The organism is Streptomyces sp. DvalAA-43, assembly GCF_900091725.1.
In the GTDB taxonomy this organism is placed as follows: domain Bacteria; phylum Actinomycetota; class Actinomycetes; order Streptomycetales; family Streptomycetaceae; genus Streptomyces; species Streptomyces pulveraceus.
This window is the reverse complement of sequence record NZ_FMBW01000043.1, coordinates 292,548-309,358: the sequence shown is the minus strand read 5'-3', so window position 1 is coordinate 309,358 and position 16,811 is coordinate 292,548. Positions and strand designations below refer to the sequence as shown.

The following is a 16,811-nucleotide window of genomic DNA, read 5'->3' as shown; positions in this document are numbered from 1 at the left end:
CACGATGACGGAGGCCACCTGAGCGGCCAGAACGGTATGAAACCGATCGAATGACGCAAGGGGGCGGTTTCGTGACATTGGCGAATGCAACCGTACGTTCCGGGAAGCACGGACCGCCCGGCGGGCCGCAGGACAGGCCGTCCCGCCCCGTCGAGCGGAGCGCCGGAACCTGGTTCCTGGTGCTGCCCGCGCTGATCCCGATCCTGGTCCTGAGCGTCGGCCCCCTGCTCTACGGCATCGCGCTGGCCTTCACCGACGCCCAGTCCGGCCGCACCCGCTCCACCCAGTGGGTGGGCGGACTGAACTTCCAGGACCTGCTCCACGACACCCTCTTCTGGGACTCGTTCCGGATCGGCCTGGTGTGGGCGTTCGGCGTCACGGTCCCGCAGTTCGTGCTGGCCCTCGGCCTCGCCCTGCTGCTCAACCAGAACCTGCGGATGCGCTGGCTCGCGCGGGCACTGGCGATCATCCCCTGGGCGATGCCCGAGGTGGTCGTGGGCATCATGTGGCGGCTCGTCTACCACCCGGACGCGGGCGTCCTCAACGAGACCCTCCGCGATCTCGGCCTCGGCGACGGCCGGGACTGGCTCACCGGACTCGCCACCGCGCTGCCCGCCGTGATCGTCGTGGGCGTCTGGGCGGGCATGCCCCAGACCGCCGTCGCCCTGCTCGCCGGGCTGCAGAACACCCCGCACGAGCTCCACGAGGCGGCCGCCCTGGACGGAGCCGGTGCCTGGCGCCGCTTCCGCACCGTCACCTGGCCCGTGCTCAGACCGGTCGCGCTGGCCATCACCGCCCTCAACTTCATCTGGAACTTCAACTCCTTCGCCCTGGTCTACGTACTGACCAACGGCGGACCCGGCGGCCGCACCCGGCTGCCGATGCTCTTCGCGTACGAGGAGGCGTTCCACTACGGACAGTTCGGATACGCCGCGGCGATGGGCTGTGTGATGGTCGCGGTGATCTCCGTGATCCTCGCGGTGTATCTCGCCGGCCGGCTCAGGGGAGGTGGGGAGCGATGAGCATGCGCACCGGCGGAACCGCCCGCGCCGGACAGTACGCCGCGCTCCTCGGCTATCTGGTCTTCCTGGCGTTCCCGTTCCTGTGGCTGATCTCCACCGCCTTCAAACCCGCGCGGGAACTGGGCTCCCTGCACCCCACCTGGATCCCCGACCATCCGACGCTCGACAACTTCCGCACCGCCTTCGACGAACAGCCGCTGCTCCGGGCCGCCGCCAATTCGCTGACCGCCGCCCTCTGCGCCGCCCTCATCGCGGTCGTCGTCGCCACGCCCCTGGCGTACGTGATGGCCCGCCGCCGCTCCCGGCTCACCACGGCGGCCACCGGCTGGGTCGTGATCAGCCAGGCGTTCCCGCTGGTCCTGCTGATCATCCCGCTCTTCCTGATCCTGAAGAACCTCCATCTGATCAACACCCTGTGGGGCCTGATCATGGTGTACGCCGTCTGGGCGCTGCCCTTCGCGCTCTGGATGCTGGTCGGATACGTACGGGCGGTGCCCGCCGAACTGGAGGAGGCCGCCTCGGTCGACGGGGCGGGCCGGCTGCGGACGCTCGTCTCGGTCACCGCTCCGCTGCTGGCCCCCGGCATCGTCGCCACCGCGCTCTTCGCCTTCATCACCGCGTGGAACGAGCTCTTCTTCGCACTCGTCCTGCTCAAGACCCCGGAGAAGCAGACCTTGCCGGTCGTACTGACCCACTTCATCGGAGCGGAGGGCGCGGCCGACCTCGGGCCGCTCGCCGCCGCCGCGTTCCTCGCCACCCTGCCCTCGCTGGTGATCTTCGCGATCATCCAGCGGCGGATCACGGGCGGCATGCTGGCCGGGGCGGTGAAGAGCTGATGCCCGCCTCCCTGAGGACGGTGGTGGCCTCGGCGGCCACCGCGCTGGCCCTGCTGCTCACCGGCTGCGCGGGGCCCGACGACGGCCGGGGCGACCACGGTCGGATCGAGCTCAGCTTCCAGTCGCTGGCCTGGCAGAAGGAGTCCGTCGACGCCAACAAGCAACTGGTGGAGGAGTGGAACGAAGCCCATCCGGACATCCATGTCAGTTATGTCCAGGGCAGCTGGGACACCGTCCACGACCAGCTGCTCACCTCTTTCGAGGGCGGCGAGGCGCCGGACATCATCCACGACGCCTCAGACGACCTGGCCGACTTCGCCTACGGCGGCTACCTCGCGGACCTGCGCGGGCTCCTGCCCGGCCGGCTGAGGGCCGACATCCCGGGGCAGAGCTGGTCCACCACCACCTTCGACGACGGCGTCTACGGTGTGCCGTTCCTCCAGGAACCCCGCGCCCTGATCGCCAACAGCAGGATCCTCGACGAGTCGGGGGTCCGGATCCCGACCCCCGACCGGCCCTGGAGCTGGGCCGAGTTCCGGCGGATCACCGGGGAGCTGACCGGCAAGGGGAGATACGGGGTCGCCTGGCCGCTCAAGGAGCCGGTCTCCGTCACCCTCAACCTCGGCCTCTCCGGCGGCGGCCGCCTCTTCCACCGGGGCGCCGACGGCAAGGTGACCCTCCGCGCCGAGGAGGGCGACCGGATCGTCCCCGGCACCATCCACGACCAGGTCAACACCGACCACAGCGCCGCGCGCACCACCCTCGGCATGGGCGGATCCGACACCCTCCCCGGATTCTTCGGCGGCAAGTACGCGATGGTGCCGCTGGGCTTCTCGTACCGCCAGCAGGTCGTCGAGCAGGCCCCCGAGGGCTTCGAGTGGACCGTCCTGCCGGCTCCGGCGGGCAGCGCGGGCCTCGCCCAGGGGGTGAGCCCGCAGACGCTGTCCGTCTCGGCGGCCAGCCCGCACAAGAGGGAGGCCGCGCGGTTCATCGACTTCCTGCTCCGGCCGCCGAACATGGTGCGGCTGGCCAAGGGCGACTGGATGCTCCCGACCGGCACCGCGGCCCTCGCCGATCCGTCCCTGCACACCGCCGAGAACGGCTGGGCGACCGGTGTCGCCCTCGCGGAGGCGCTCCGGCCCGCGCCCGCCCAGTCGGTGCGCGGCTACCCGGAGTGGAAGGACAAGGTCGCCACGCCCGCCCTCCAGGAGTACTACAGCGGAGCGATCGGGGCGGACGAGCTGAGGAAACGTCTGGTCGAGGACGGCAACCGGGTCCTGGCCCGCTACCAGCGCTGAGGCCCGGTCCCCTCCCCGGGACCGACCTCAACGTGGTCACCGCGTGAGAGCTCTGTGAACACGGGGACGGAAACAAGCCGTCGCCCCGTCCGTCCGTACGGCCGGGCGGGGTTCGCGTTCCCGTGTGCGAAGTGTGCCGGTCGCGCCGTGGGCCCGGGGCGAGCGACGGACGCCGTGGCGACCGTGCCCGACTTGGGCCCGGCTGGCCGGTTTCTTATTACGAAACTTTGTTGAGTAAGTCACAGCCGCATGAAGGTCTTGATCTGGGCGCGTCAATCGGCGAGGGTTTCGAGCCAGCCCCCCGGAGATCTTCCGGCCGGGGGTCGATCCCCCCACAAAGAATGACGAGGAGACCCCTCTTCATGGCAATTCACAAGCGCGCACGCCGGATCAAGCTGACCGCGGCGATAACCGCGGTGGCCGCGGCCGCCGGAGTCACCCTGCTCAACACCTCCCTCGCCGGTGCCGCCCCCGCTCCCGCGATGGGCGTGGTGTACGGCGCGGACGCGGCCGACGCCGTCTCCGGCAGCTACATCGTGATGCTGGACCAGAAGGCCGACAAGTCGAAGCTCGCCAAGGAGTACGGCGGCACGCTGAAGCGGAACTACAGCTCCGCCATCAACGGCTTCTCCGCCAGCGGCCTTTCGCTCACCGAGGCCAAGCGCCTGGCGGCCGACCCGGCCGTCTCCAAGGTCGTGCAGAACAAGAAGTTCCACATCGACGGGACCCAGACGAACCCGCCGTCCTGGGGTCTGGACCGGATCGACCAGACCGAGACGGCCGGCGACAACGCGTACACCTACCCGGACAGCGCGGGCGAGGGCGTCACCGCGTACGTCATCGACACCGGTGTCCGCACCACGCACAACGAGTTCGAGGGCCGGGCCAGCTCGGGCTACGACGCCGTGGACAACGACGACAGCGCCGACGACGGCAACGGCCACGGCACCCATGTGGCGGGCACCATCGCCGGCGCGACCTACGGGGTCGCCAAGAAGGCCAAGATCGTCGCCGTCCGGGTGCTCGACGACTCCGGCTCGGGCACCACCGAGCAGGTCGTCGCCGGCATCGACTGGGTCACCGAGCACCACGAGGGCCCCTCCGTCGCCAACATGAGCCTCGGCGGCGGCGCGGACGAGGCGCTCGACGCCGCGGTCCAGAAGGCCATCGCCTCCGGCGTCACCTTCGCGGTGGCCGCCGGCAACGACTCCTCCGACGCGAGCGAGAGCTCCCCGGCCCGCGTCCCCGAGGCCATCACGGTCGCCTCGTCCACGGTGGACGACGAGCAGTCGTCGTTCTCCAACTACGGCTCGATCGTGGACATCTACGCTCCGGGCTCGGACATCACCTCGTCCTGGAACGACAGCGACGACGGCTCCAACACCATCTCCGGCACCTCCATGGCGACCCCCCACGTCGTCGGTGCCGCCGCCGTCTACCTCGCGGGACACCCGGACGCCACCCCGGAGGAGGTCGCCACGGCACTCACCGACGGGGCCACCCCCGACGCGATCTCCAACGCGACCGAGGGCACACCGAACAAGCTGCTGAAGGTCGTCGAGTAACCGACCCCGCAGCGGTGACCGGGCGGCGGACGCCCACTCACCACGGAACCGGCGGCCGCCGTGCCCTCCCCCACGGGGCGCGGCGGCCGCACCGTGCGAAGAGACCGTCCTATGGTGTGCCCATGACGATGTACGCGGCGCTGTTGCGCGGGATCAATGTGAGCGGCCACAAGAGGGTCCCGATGGCCGAACTCCGCGCGCTGCTCACCGAACTCGGACACGGCGACGTCCGCACCCACCTGCAGAGCGGCAACGCCGTCTTCAGCAGCGCGTCGGACGACGAGAACGCCCTCGCCGCCGAACTGGAGCGGGCCATCGAGCAGCGGTTCGGCTTCCCCGTCCCCTGCCTGGTCCGGGACGGCGCCTACCTGGCGGCAGTTGCCGCGGCCTGCCCGTTCCCGGCCGCCGAACTCGAAGGAAAGCAACTGCACATCACGTACTACGACCGGCCCGTCGACGCCGGGCGCTTCGCCCGGATCGACCCGACGGCCTACCTCCCCGAGGGATTCGGCCTCGGCGACCGCGCGCTCTACCTCTACGCCCCCGACGGACTCGGCCGTTCAAGACTCGCCGAGGCACTGTCCCGGTCCTCCGTCACCAAGGACATCGTCGCCACCTCGCGCAACTGGAACACCGTGGCCAGACTGGTGGAACTGACGGCGCCCACGGGGACCACGCACGACGGAGCCCCCGCATGACCGGGGCGTCCCCCGGCGTGGCCGCGGCGGTCGAGGGCGAGCTGCGCCTCCTGGACCCGGCCGTACGCGCCTCCGCCGGACTCCTCGCCCAGGTGCTGCACCCCGACTACCGCGAGATCGACTACACCGGCCGGGTCTGGGACCGCGACACCATGACCGCCTCGCTCACCGCGAAGGACGCCCCGCGCCCCGGCCCGATGACCGCGTCCCGGATGGCCGGGGTCCAGCTCGGCGACGGCCTCGTCCACCTCACCTACGACACCGAGACGAAGGGGCGCCTCGCCCACCGCAGTTCGCTGTGGCGGCTGACCGACGCGGGCTGGCTGCTCTACTTCCACCAGGCCACCCCGTTCGGCACCGCCGAGGACACCGGGACCGGCGCGGACGGCTGAGCCCGGTCAGCGACGGGCGACGCGCTGCGCCCGCGCCGCCCACCGGCCGTCCGTACGGGAGATCCGCACCGGATGCCCGAAGCAGTCGCTGACCCGGTCCGTGGTCAGCACCTCGTCCGCCGGGCCCGAGGCCACGCACCGGCCGCCCCGCAGCAGCAGCGCGTGCGTGGTGGAGGCGGGCAGCTCCTCCAGATGGTGGGTGACCAGCACCGTCGCCAGCTCCGGATGCTCCTCCCGCAGCACGTCCAGACTGTCGAGCAGCTGCTCACGCGCGGCGAGATCGAGACCGGTGGCCGGCTCGTCGAGCAGCAGCAGCCGCGGCTGCGGCATCAGGGCGCGGGCGATGAGCGTACGGCCCCGCTCGCCCTGCGACAGCGCCGGCCAGCGCGACCCCGACTTGCCGCCCATGCCGAGCATCGTCAGCAGCCGCTCCGCCCGGCCCCGCTGCTCCTCGTCCACCGAGCGGCGCGGCACCGGCTCGACCGAGTTGGTCAGACCGGTCAGCACCACCTCGCGCACCGACAGCGGGGAGCGCAGCGGATGACGCGGATTGACATGCCCGAGCAGCGACCGCAGCTCCCGCAGATCGACCCGGCCCAGGGTGCGCCCCAGCACCTCCACCGAACCCCGGGTCGGGTGGGTGACCGCGCCGAGCAGCCCCAGCAGGGTGCTCTTCCCGGCTCCGTTGGCACCGAGCAGCGCCCAGTGCTCACCGCTCCGCACGGTCAGCGAGACCGAGTCGAGCAGCACATTGCCGTCCCGGACGAGCGAGACGTCGTCGGCCCGGATCACCGGGACGGCGGCCTCGACGGCATCCGGGGCGGAAGCCGCACCCGGGCCTGGAGCGGCGGCCGGGGCGGGAACGGCGGGGGCGGTACGGGGAATGGTCACGGGCGAGTCTCCTTCACGCGGGTGCGAGCGCTTCCAGGCCGCTCAGGTCCTCGGCGGACAGCCGGATCTCCCGGGCCCCCAGGTTCTCCGCGAGATGGGCGGGCGAACCGGTGCCCGGGGTCGGGCACAGCACGGGGGAACGGTGCAGCAGCCAGGCGAGGGCGATCTGCCCGCGGGTGGCACCGTGCCGGTCGGCGATGCCGGTGAGCGCCGCAGCGGCGTCGCCGGTCAGAGCGCCGTTGGCCAGCGGGAACCAGGGCAGAAAAGCCAGGCCGTGGGCCTCGCACATCTTCAGTACCGCGTCCGACGAACGGTCGAGGAGATTGAAGCGGTTCTGCACCGAGGCGATCCCGGTCAGGGAGAGGGCCTGCTCCAGCTGGTCGGCGGTGAGGGTGTCCAGACCGATGTACCGGATCTTACCCTCCTGCCGCAGCGCGTCCAGCGCGCCCAACTGCTCCGCCATCGGCACCTCCGGGTCGAACCGGTGCAGCTGGTAGAGGTCGATCCGGTCCGTCCGCAGCCGCCGCAGACTGGCCTCGCACATCGCCCGCAGCTGCTCCGGCCGCCCCGCGACGTGCCAGGCACTGTCACTGGTGCGCACCACACCGCCCTTGGTCGCGATCACCAGATCCTCGCGGTACGGGTGGAGCGCCTCGGCTACGAGCTCCTCGGCCAGCCCCGGGCCGTAGTTGTCGGCGGTGTCGACGAGCGTCACACCCTGTTCGACGGCGGCCCGCAGCACGGCCACGGCATCCTGCCGGGCACCGCGCGGACCCCAGTAGCCGGGACCGGTCAGCTGGGCGGTGCCGTAGCCGAGCCGCCGTACGGGCAGCTCACCGCCGAGCAGGAACACATCATCGGGAAGGGGGGAGAGGGAGGACATGAGGGAAACACTAAGGGCTGTCCCGCGATCGGTGCTGTGGCCACGGACCCTATGCTGAGACGCCGACGCCCCTGCGAGGGGCCGGATGTCCGATCTGCGCGGCCGTGGAACAGGAGTCGGGATGCGTTACCTCATCATCGGGGCGGGTGCCGTCGGCGGCGCCCTCGGCGGACGTCTGGCGGAGGCCGGCCACGAGGTCGTGCTCGTGGCGCGCGGCGCCCAGTACGAGGCGCTGCGCACCGGCGGACTGCGGCTCGTCACGCCCGAGGGCACCCGCGTCCACCGGCTCCCCGTCGTCGACCGGCCCGAGGCGATCGACCTCACCCCCGACGACGTCCTCGTGCTCGCCGTCAAGACGCAGGACAGCACGGCCGCCCTCGACGCGTGGAGCGTCCGGCCCGTCGCGGGCGGCGGCACGGCGGGGGAGCGGCTGCCGCTGGTCTGCGCCCAGAACGGGGTGGAGAGCGAACGGCTCGCCCTGCGCCGGTTCCGCCGGGTGTACGGGATGTGCGTCTGGCTGCCCGCCACCTTCGTCGAACCCGGCGAGGTCGCCGCCGCGGGCACCCCGCTGACCGGCATCCTGTACCTGGGCCGCTACCCCACCGGGACCGACGGGACGGCCCGGCTGATCGCCGCCGACCTGGAGCAGGCGAAGCTGCTCGCCCCCGTCGTGCCGGACGTGATGCGCTGGAAGTACGGCAAGCTGCTCTCCAACCTCGCCAACGCGATCGAGGCCGTCACCGGCTCGCTCGCCGGACAGCCCGCCTCCGAGCTCTTCGAGCGGGCGTTCGCCGAGGGGCAGGCGGTGCTCGCCGCCGCCGGAATCGACCCGGTGAGCCGGGAGGAGGAGGCGGAGGCACGCGCCGGGAGGATCCGCTTCGAGCCCTTCGACGGCTCCCCGCGCGGCGGCGGTTCGTCCTGGCAGAGCCTCAGCCGGGGCACGGGCACGATCGAGGCCGACTTCCTCAACGGCGAGATCGTGCTGCTCGGCCGCCTCCACGGGATCCCCACTCCGGTCAACGAGGTGCTCCGCCGCACCGCGAACGCCTTCGCGCGCGAGCGCCGGGAAGCCGGTTCGATGTCCCTGGCCGCACTCGTCGCGCTCGTCGACGCCGAGACGTCCTGAGCCGGACACGCCGGACGGCGTCGCGTTTCTTCAATACCGCCCGCCGGACCGGATCCAGACTGGGAGGCATGAAGACCGAGCACGCGCACATGACCGAAGTCGCCGCCGAGGCGGCCCGTATCGCCCGCTCCATCGGCGCCGAACAGCTCGACGCACCGAACACGCCCTGCGGTGACTGGGACGTGCGCGGGCTCGTCAACCACTGGGTGCTGTACACCTCCCACGGCCTGGAGCACCGTGCCCTGCGCAAGGACCTCCCGGAGGAGCTCACCACCCGGGACTTCACCGCCGACGCCGACTGGGCGCAGCAGTACGCGGCGCAGCTGGACCGCGCGGTCGCCGCGTGGTCGGACCCGGCGGTCTGGGAGGGCGAGGTCGACCTCGGGGGTTCGGCCTCCCCGGCCGCCGACATCGCCGCGATGCTCATCGAGGAGACGGCCCTGCACGGCTGGGACGTGGCCCGTGCGGTCGGCCAGGAGTTCCGGCTCTCCGACGAGGCGGCGGCCTACGTCCTCGGCGTCGTCGACAGCACCGCCGCGCTCTACCGGCAGTACGACGGCTTCGCCGACGAGGTGACGGTGCCCGCGTCGGCCTCCGCCTTCACACGGGCACTGGCCCGCAGCGGACGCGACCCGCACTGGACCGGGGCCTGAGGGCAGAGCGCCGGAACGGGGGCGGGCGGTGGGCCGGGGGATGCCACCGCCCGCTCACCCGGGCCGGATTGGCCCGGTCGAATCGACGGCGAATGGCCCGGGACCGCATGCCAATCCGCACCTAGGGTCGACGCATGAGCACCTCACCACGAACCCCGGAACCGGACCGTACCGCCGTCGACTTCTACTTCGACCCGGCCTGCCCGTTCGCCTGGATCACCTCCCGCTGGATGCTGGAGGTCGAGCAGCGGCGCGACATCGACCTCCGCTTCCGCGTCATGAGTCTGTATCTGCACAACATCGGCAATGAACTCCCCGACTGGTACCGGGACCTGGTCGACCGGTCGATCGGCCCGGTCCGGGTCGCGGTCGCGGCGGCGCAGGACCACGGCGACGAGGTGCTGCGCGCTCTCTACACCGCGATGGGCGACCGCATCCACCGGCACAAGAACGAGGACTTCGACGCGGTGATCGCCGGGTCCCTGGCGGAGCTCGGCCTGCCCGCCGCGCTCGCCGCCGCCGCGCACTCGGAGGCGTACGACGAGGCGCTGCGCCGCAGCCATGACGCCGGCAAGGACCCGGAGGCGGACGCCTACGTCGGTACGCCCACGATCCATGTCGACGGCGCGGTCTGGTTCGGGCCCGTCCTGCGGGCGGCACCGCGCGGCGAGGAGGCCGGACGGGTCTTCGACAGCTTCCGGGTGCTCGCCGGGAACCCGGACCTCTTTGAACTCAAGCGGACCCGCACGGGCAGCCTGGACGTGGGGTGAGCGGGCGCCGCGCTACGCGGTGAGCGCGGCGGTCCGGGCCGCCGGCCTGCGGGCCTCGTCGTACCGGGTCAGCAGAAGCCGGGCCAACTCCGGTGCCGGGCCCAGGACATCGGCCAGGACGTCCGCCCCGGCCGCCCCTTCGGCGATCCGGTCCGGGAGCCGGCCGGGAGCGATGACGTACGGCGCCACCGCCACCCGGCGCACTCCTTCGGCCCGCAGGGCCCGTACCGCGTCCTCGGTACGGGGGAACCCCGCGGGAGAGGTGGCGGAGGCGAACGCAGGCCGCACGGAACACCAACCGGTGTGCCGCAGCTCCCGCGCGATTTCAGCGATCACTGCGATCGCCTCCGGGTCCGTGGAGCCCGCCGAGGCCAGGACGAGCCCGGTCGAGCCCCGGTCGCCGGGACGGATCCCGGCCTGGCGCAGCCGCCGTTCCAGCGCCGAGTTCAGCAGCGGCGACGGGCCGAGCACCTCGGCCTGCCGGACCCGCAGCCGGGGCAGCCTGCCGCGGGCCTCGCGCAGCACCGTCGGGATGTCGGACTTGGCGTGGAAGGCCCGGGTGAGAAGCAGGGGGAGGGCGACGACGTCCTGCGCGCCCTGCGCGGCCAGCCGTTCCAGGACCCGCGGCACGGACGGCGCGTTGAAGTCCAGGAAGCCCGTCTCCACCCGCAGCCCCGGCCGCAGCGACCGCACCCGCGCGGTGAGCGCGTGCACGGTCGCCGCGTGCCGCGGGTCGCGGCTGCCGTGGGCGATGACGAGCAGTACCGGAGCGGTCATGACCGTACTCAGTTCTTGACGAGGAGGCCGCGGCCGCGCAGGACCCACCGCTCCAGCGGACTGAAGATCAGCAGGTCGATCGCGATGCCGACGGCGAGGATCAGGATGATGGCGAGGAACACCATCGACATGCTGCTGGTCTCCCGGCCCTGCTCCAGCAACTGGCCCAGGCCCACCCCCAGATCGGGCGAGGAGGCGATGATCTCGGCGGCCATCAGCGAACGCCAGGAGAACGCCCAGCCCTGCTTCAGGCCCGCCAGATAGCCGGGCAGCGCGGCCGGCAGCACGATGTGCCAGGTGCCGCGAAGACCGGTGGCGCCCAGCGTCTTCCCGGCCCGCAGATGCAGCGGCGGGATCTGGTCCACGCCCGCGACCAGGCCGTTGGCGATCGACGGGACCGCGCCCAGCAGGATCACCGCGTACATCATCCTGTCGTCGAGCCCCAGCCAGATCACCGCGGGAGGCACCCAGGCGACCGACGGCAGCGACTGGAGCCCGGACAGCACCGGTCCGATCGCCGCGCGGATCAGCTTGACGCGTGACACCAGCAGCCCGAGCGGGGTGCCGATGGCCAGGGCCAGCAGGAAGCCGAGCAGACCGCGCGAGACGCTGGTCCAGATGTAGCCGAGCAGGGTGCCCTGCGCCCAGGCGTCGGTCACCTCGTCCCACACCTGGGACGGCGACGGCAGCTTGTAGTCGTCGGTGACCTGCGCCCAGATCAGGATCTGCCAGACGACGAGCACCAGGACCACGGCCACGACCGGCGGCAGCACCTTGCGCACCAGCACCTCGCGGACCGGGGTCCGGCTCACCCGTACGGCGTCGAGCGCGTCCAGCCCCGCCTCCAGGCCCGCCAGGTCCTGGGCGGTGTCCTTGGCGGCGGTCTCAGTGCTGGCCATGTCGGCGGATCTCCCCACGCAGTTGTTCGGTTATCTCCACGGACAGCTCGGCCACCGCGGTGTCCTCGATGCGGCGTGGCTGCTCGATGCCGACCGTCCACTCCCGGGCGATCCGGCCCGGCCGCGACGAGAGCAGCACGACCCGCTGGGCGAGCCGGACCGCCTCGCGCACGTTGTGCGTGACGAAGAGGACCGAGAGGTCGGTCTCGCGCCAGATCCGGGTCAGCTCGTCGTGCAGCACGTCCCGGGTGATGGCGTCGAGTGCGGCGAACGGCTCGTCCATCAGCAGCAGTTGGCTGTCCTGGGCGAGCGCGCGGGCCATCGCCACGCGCTGCCGCATACCGCCCGAGAGCTCGTGCACCCGCTTGCCGTACGCCCCGCCGAGCCGTACGAGTTCGAGCAGCCGCTCGGCCTCGGCGCGGCGCTCGGACCTGGGCATGCCGCGCAGCCGCAGCGCGAGTTCGATGTTCTTGCCCGCGGTCAGCCACGGGAAGAGGGCGTGCTCCTGGAACATCAGGGCCGGCCGCCCGCCGGGGGTCTCGATGGACCCCGCGGTCGGGCGGTCGAGTCCGGCCACCAGGTTGAGCAGGGTCGACTTGCCGCATCCGGAGGCGCCCAGGAGGGTGACGAACTCGCCGGGAGCGACATCGAGTGTGATGTCGTCCAGGACGAGCTGCTGCCCTTCCGGTCCGCCGAAGGACTTCGAGACGTGGTCGATGCGGGCCGCGTGCCCGACCTCCGTACGGTCCTCGGTCGTGGTCAGCGTGGTGGTCGCCATGGTCGTCACCTCCTGGGAATCCTGTTCGGTGCCGGACGCGCTTACTTGACGCCGAGACCGGCGTCGGCGACCTCGGGCTTGCCCGCGGCCTTGAGGACCTTGTTGAGCGGCTTCAGGTCGTAGATCCCCGTCAGGTCCGTCTGGTCCAGGAGGCCCGCCTTCACCGCGTGCTTCGCCTCCGTGTCGAGCGTGGCGGCCAGCGGGTCGTCGATGAACTGGACCGACTTCCACGCCGGGTCGAGGACATCGGCCGGCAGCGCCTTGCCGGACAGCGTCTTGAGCGCGGCGTTGGCGGAGGCCTTCGCCTTGTCCGGGTTGGCGTTGATCCACGCGTTGGTGTTGACCGAACCGCGCAGCACCGCCTCGACGACGTCCGGGTGCTCGGTGAGGAACTTCTGCGACACGATGATGTTCGTGATCACGAACTTGTTGTCCGGCCACAGCGTCGACTCGTCGAGGAGCACCTTCGCGCCCTGCGCGACCAGCTTGGAGGCGGTCGGCTCGGGGGCCCACGCGCCGTCGATGGAACCGGACTTGTAGGCGTCCGGCGTCACCTTGTTGTCCGTGCGGACCACGGAGACGTCGCCCTTGCCGCTGTTGGCGTCGACCTTCCAGCCCTTCTCGGAGATCCAGTTGAGGAAGGCGACGTCCTGGGTGTTGCCGAGCTGCGGGGTGGCGATCTTCTTGCCCTTGAGGTCGTCCAGGGTCTTGATCTTCTTCGGGTCGACGACCAGCTTCACACCGCCGGACGCCGAACCGCCGATGATGCGCAGGCTCTTGCCCTTGGACTTGGTGAAGCCGTTGATGGCCGGGGACGGGCCGATGAAGCCGATGTCGATCGAGCCCGCGTTGAGCGCCTCGATCTCGGACGGGCCGGCGTTGAACGTCGACGGCTTGACCGTCGTGGAGCCGAGCTCCTTGGCGATGAGGCCTTCCTGGATGCCGACCAGGGCCGTGGCGTGGGTGAGATTCGGGAAGTAGCCGATCTTCACGGTGTCCGCGGAGAGCTTCTTGCCGCCGGTGGAGACGCCCGCCTTGGCGGCGTCGTCCTGCTTCGCCTCGGAGCCGTAGCCGCACGCGGTGAGCGCGAGGGCGAGCATCGGCAGGGCGGCGACGGCGGAGAGAGCGCGGCGCGGCGTGGTACGGGGGGCAGACACGGGAGGTTTTCCTCTCGGTGGCCCGGTGCTCGCGTCCTGAGCGATTACGGGGACGCGGCCGGGAAGTCGGCAGGTCTTCGTCTGAACTGGCTGTGCGGGCGGTGCGGTTGCGGCGAGCGGGCGCGCAGTCGGTGAGCGTACGTCATCGCACACATCGTGCGACCCCGCCCTGACCGCTGCCGAGGGCGCCGCTACCGATGCGGCCGCCCTCCTTCGCGAACGTGGAAAAGACGTCGATGGTCATCAGAAGTCCCATGCGTCGGCCTCGGTTTCGGTTCCGGCCCCGGCAGCCGCTTCGGCCGCGGTGGCGAACGAGGCGCCCGCCATTCCGGCCGTCAGTGTGGTGCCGTCCGCCGGGTCGATCAGCAGAAACGATCCGGTGCGCCGGGAGTCCGCGTACGCGTCGAGCGCGAGCGGCTCCGCGGTACGGACGACGACCCGGCCGATGTCATTGGCGACGAGCTGCCCCGGCGCCGGGTGCTGGGAGAGGTCGTCCAGCGCGAGGCGGGAGGGGATGTCCTTGACGATCGCCTTGACCGTGCGGGTGGTGTGCTTGAGCAGCACCCGCTGGCCGACGGTGAGCGGCTGGTCGGCGACGTGGCAGACGGTGGCCTCGACGTCCTGGGTGACCGTCGGCGCGTCGTCGGCCGGTGCGATCAGGTCGCCGCGCGAGATGTCGATGTCGTCGGCCAGCCGGAGGGTCACCGACTGGGGTGCCCAGGCGATGTCCACGCTCTCGCCGAGCGCGTCGATCCCGGCGATCGTCGATGTGCGGCCGGACGGGAGGACGGTGACGGCCTCGCCGACCCGGAACGCGCCGGCGGCGATCTGACCGGCGTAGCCCCGGTAGTCGGGGTGTTCGGCGGTCTGCGGCCGGATGACGTACTGGACCGGGAAGCGGGCGTGGCAGGCGGTGAGGTCATGGCTGACCGGCACCGTCTCCAGGTGTTCCAGGACCGTCGGGCCGCCGTACCAGTCCATGTGCGCGGACGGCTCCACGACGTTGTCACCGGCCAGTGCGGAGATCGGGATCGCGGTGACCTCCGGGACGCCGAGCGAGGCGGCGTAGGAGGTGAACTCCTCGGCGATGGCGGCGAAGACGGGCTCCGCGTAGTCGACCAGGTCCATCTTGTTGACGGCCAGGACCACGTGCGGCACCCGCAGCAGCGCGGCGACGGCGGCATGCCGCCGGGTCTGCTCGACGACACCGTTGCGGGCGTCGACCAGGACGACGGCCAGCTCGGCGGTGGAGGCGCCGGTCACCATGTTGCGCGTGTACTGCACGTGCCCCGGGGTGTCGGCGAGGATGAACCGGCGTCGCGGCGTCGCGAAGTAGCGGTAGGCGACGTCGATGGTGATGCCCTGCTCGCGCTCGGCGCGCAGGCCGTCGGTCAGCAGCGCCAGGTCGGGCGCCTCCTGGCCGCGGCTGCGCGAGGCGTGCTCGACGGCCTCCAGCTGGTCGGTGAGGACCGACTTGGAGTCGTGCAGAAGGCGTCCCACGAGGGTGGACTTGCCGTCGTCGACGGACCCGGCGGTGGCGAACCGCAGCAGGGTGGTGGTCGACAACTGCTCGCTGATGGCGGTCATTTAGAAGTACCCCTCGCGCTTCCGGTCCTCCATCGCGGCCTCGGACATCTTGTCGTCGGCACGCGTCGCGCCCCGCTCGGTGAGCCGGGAGGCGGCGATCTCGGTGATGACGTCGTCCAGCGTCGTGGCATCCGAGTCGACGGCACCGGTGCACGACATGTCGCCGACCGTACGGTAACGCACCTGCCGGATCTCGACCCGTTCGTTTTCCTTGGGGCCGCCCCAGTCGCCCGCGGTCAGCCACATGCCGGAGCGGCTGAAGACCTCGCGCTCGTGGGCGAAGTAGATCTCCGGGAGCTCGATGCCCTCGCGCGCGATGTACTGCCAGACGTCCAGCTCGGTCCAGTTGGAGATCGGGAAGACCCGGACGTGCTCGCCGGGGGCGTGCCGGCCGTTGTAGAGCTGCCACAGCTCGGGGCGCTGGCGGCGCGGGTCCCACTGGGAGAACTCGTCGCGCAGCGAGAAGACCCGCTCCTTGGCGCGGGCCTTCTCCTCGTCCCGGCGTCCGCCGCCGAACACGGCGTCGAAGCGGTGCTGCTGGATCGCCTCGGTCAGCGGCACGGTCTGCAGCGGGTTGCGGGTGCCGTCCGGGCGCTCGCGGAGCTTTCCGGCGTCTATGTACTCCTGTACGGAGGCGACATGGAGCCGCAGCCCGTGCCGGGCCACCGTGCGGTCGCGGTACTCCAGGACCTCGGGGAAGTTGTGCCCGGTGTCCACGTGCAGCAGCGCGAACGGCACCGGCGCGGGCGCGAACGCCTTCAGCGCCAGGTGCAGCATGACGATGGAGTCCTTGCCGCCGGAGAACAGGATCACCGGCCGCTCGAACTCACCCGCCACCTCACGGAAGATGTGCACGGCCTCGGACTCCAGGGAGTCCAGGTGGCTGAGTGCGTACGGACTGTCGGTGCCTTCCGACACGGTCGCGACGGTCGTCACGCCGCCCCCCTCTCGCTCAGCAGCGCGTACAGCTCCGCCGCGGACTCCTGCACGGTCTGCCGGTGCGACTCGATCCGCAGGTCGGGCGAGTCCGGTGCCTCGTACGGATCGTCGACCCCGGTGAGCCCGCTGATCTCGCCCGCCGCCTGTTTGGCGTAGAGACCCTTCACATCGCGTGCGGAGCACACCTCGACCGGCGTCGCGACATGCACCTCCAGGTACGCGGTGCCCTCGGTCTGGTGCCGCTTGCGCACCGCGTCCCGGCTGTCCGCGTACGGGGCGATGACCGGGACCAGCACCTTCACACCGTTGGCCGCCAGCAGCTCGGCGACGAAGCCGATCCGCTGGACGTTGGTGTGGCGGTCCTCGCGGGAGAAGCCGAGGCCCGCGGAGAGGAACTCCCGGATCTCGTCGCCGTCGAGCACCTCCACGCGATGGCCCTCGCCGCGCAGCCGTCCGGCGAGTTCGTACGCGATGGTGGTCTTGCCCGCGCTCGGCAGACCGGTCAGCCAGATGGTGGCTCCCGTCTCCGTCACGCTCATC

General features: G+C 71.5%; 18 protein-coding genes. 9 read left to right on the top strand and 9 right to left on the bottom strand.

Going from position 1 to position 16,811, the window contains the following annotated elements:
• The first annotated feature begins 50 nt into the window (after positions 1–50).
• From GA0115234_RS16125 to GA0115234_RS16100, 6 genes are all read left to right on the top strand, one after another.
• Positions 51–1,022 (top strand): carbohydrate ABC transporter permease, encoded by a 972-nt coding sequence (locus GA0115234_RS16125; RefSeq protein ID WP_176729180.1) that lies wholly within the window; start codon positions 51–53, stop codon positions 1,020–1,022.
• Positions 1,019–1,858, top strand: a complete 840-nt coding sequence (locus GA0115234_RS16120; protein ID WP_093542177.1) for a carbohydrate ABC transporter permease — start codon at positions 1,019–1,021, stop codon at positions 1,856–1,858. The genes GA0115234_RS16125 and GA0115234_RS16120 overlap by 4 nt, the downstream gene beginning before the upstream one ends.
• Positions 1,858–3,156: an ABC transporter substrate-binding protein gene (locus GA0115234_RS16115; RefSeq protein ID WP_093542175.1), complete on the top strand. Its 1,299-nt coding sequence runs from the start codon at positions 1,858–1,860 to the stop codon at positions 3,154–3,156. Before GA0115234_RS16120 ends, GA0115234_RS16115 begins: the two co-directional genes overlap by 1 nt.
• A gap of 362 nt (positions 3,157–3,518) precedes the next feature.
• Positions 3,519–4,721, top strand: coding sequence for a S8 family peptidase (locus GA0115234_RS16110; RefSeq protein ID WP_093542173.1), 1,203 nt, complete (start codon positions 3,519–3,521; stop codon positions 4,719–4,721).
• A gap of 122 nt (positions 4,722–4,843) precedes the next feature.
• Positions 4,844–5,419, top strand: a complete 576-nt coding sequence (locus GA0115234_RS16105; RefSeq protein ID WP_237541399.1) for a DUF1697 domain-containing protein — start codon at positions 4,844–4,846, stop codon at positions 5,417–5,419.
• Complete coding sequence (locus GA0115234_RS16100; protein WP_093542171.1) at positions 5,416–5,811, top strand: nuclear transport factor 2 family protein; 396 nt, start codon at positions 5,416–5,418, stop codon at positions 5,809–5,811. Before GA0115234_RS16105 ends, GA0115234_RS16100 begins: the two co-directional genes overlap by 4 nt.
• 6 nt (positions 5,812–5,817) lie before the next feature.
• Here the strand turns inward: GA0115234_RS16100 and GA0115234_RS16095 are convergent, their stop codons facing one another.
• Both GA0115234_RS16095 and GA0115234_RS16090 read right to left on the bottom strand, forming a co-directional pair.
• On the bottom strand, positions 5,818–6,603 hold the full coding sequence (locus GA0115234_RS16095) for an ABC transporter ATP-binding protein (protein ID WP_093542416.1): 786 nt from the start codon (positions 6,601–6,603) through the stop codon (positions 5,818–5,820).
• A gap of 112 nt (positions 6,604–6,715) precedes the next feature.
• Complete coding sequence (locus tag GA0115234_RS16090; RefSeq protein ID WP_093542169.1) at positions 6,716–7,585, bottom strand: aldo/keto reductase; 870 nt, start codon at positions 7,583–7,585, stop codon at positions 6,716–6,718.
• Between the two features lie 121 nt (positions 7,586–7,706).
• Here GA0115234_RS16090 and GA0115234_RS16085 point away from each other — a divergent pair, with 121 nt between their 5' ends.
• The 3 genes from GA0115234_RS16085 (at position 7,707) to GA0115234_RS16075 (ending at position 10,134) form a co-directional block, all read left to right on the top strand.
• Positions 7,707–8,711: a ketopantoate reductase family protein gene (locus tag GA0115234_RS16085; protein WP_093542167.1), complete on the top strand. Its 1,005-nt coding sequence runs from the start codon at positions 7,707–7,709 to the stop codon at positions 8,709–8,711.
• 68 nt (positions 8,712–8,779) lie between these two features.
• The gene (locus GA0115234_RS16080) at positions 8,780–9,364 is read left to right on the top strand and encodes a TIGR03086 family metal-binding protein (protein WP_093542165.1); all 585 of its coding nucleotides are present in this window, start codon (positions 8,780–8,782) and stop codon (positions 9,362–9,364) included.
• 134 nt (positions 9,365–9,498) lie between these two features.
• On the top strand, positions 9,499–10,134 hold the full coding sequence (locus GA0115234_RS16075; RefSeq protein ID WP_093542163.1) for a mycothiol-dependent nitroreductase Rv2466c family protein: 636 nt from the start codon (positions 9,499–9,501) through the stop codon (positions 10,132–10,134).
• Positions 10,135–10,146: 12 nt separating this feature from the next.
• On the opposite strand, the gene GA0115234_RS16070 is transcribed toward GA0115234_RS16075, so the two are convergent.
• The 7 genes from GA0115234_RS16070 to cysC all read right to left on the bottom strand — a co-directional run bounded on the left by GA0115234_RS16070 (position 10,147) and on the right by cysC (position 16,810).
• Positions 10,147–10,911, bottom strand: coding sequence for a sirohydrochlorin chelatase (locus GA0115234_RS16070; RefSeq protein WP_093542161.1), 765 nt, complete (start codon positions 10,909–10,911; stop codon positions 10,147–10,149).
• Positions 10,912–10,919: 8 nt separating this feature from the next.
• Complete coding sequence (locus GA0115234_RS16065) at positions 10,920–11,810, bottom strand: ABC transporter permease (RefSeq protein ID WP_093542159.1); 891 nt, start codon at positions 11,808–11,810, stop codon at positions 10,920–10,922.
• Positions 11,797–12,588 carry an ABC transporter ATP-binding protein gene (locus GA0115234_RS16060; RefSeq protein ID WP_093542157.1) on the bottom strand — a complete coding sequence of 264 codons (792 nt, stop codon included), beginning with the start codon at positions 12,586–12,588 and terminating at the stop codon, positions 11,797–11,799. The genes GA0115234_RS16065 and GA0115234_RS16060 overlap by 14 nt, the downstream gene beginning before the upstream one ends.
• 41 nt (positions 12,589–12,629) lie before the next feature.
• Positions 12,630–13,745 (bottom strand): aliphatic sulfonate ABC transporter substrate-binding protein, encoded by a 1,116-nt coding sequence (locus tag GA0115234_RS16055; RefSeq protein ID WP_093542155.1) that lies wholly within the window; start codon positions 13,743–13,745, stop codon positions 12,630–12,632.
• Between the two features lie 243 nt (positions 13,746–13,988).
• Positions 13,989–15,332, bottom strand: coding sequence for a sulfate adenylyltransferase subunit 1 (locus tag GA0115234_RS16050; protein ID WP_093542153.1), 1,344 nt, complete (start codon positions 15,330–15,332; stop codon positions 13,989–13,991).
• Complete coding sequence (gene cysD / locus GA0115234_RS16045; RefSeq protein ID WP_093542151.1) at positions 15,333–16,268, bottom strand: sulfate adenylyltransferase subunit CysD; 936 nt, start codon at positions 16,266–16,268, stop codon at positions 15,333–15,335.
• Complete coding sequence (cysC, locus tag GA0115234_RS16040; RefSeq protein ID WP_237541396.1) at positions 16,265–16,810, bottom strand: adenylyl-sulfate kinase; 546 nt, start codon at positions 16,808–16,810, stop codon at positions 16,265–16,267. The genes cysD and cysC overlap by 4 nt, the downstream gene beginning before the upstream one ends.
• Between the last annotated feature and the right edge of the window lies 1 nt (position 16,811).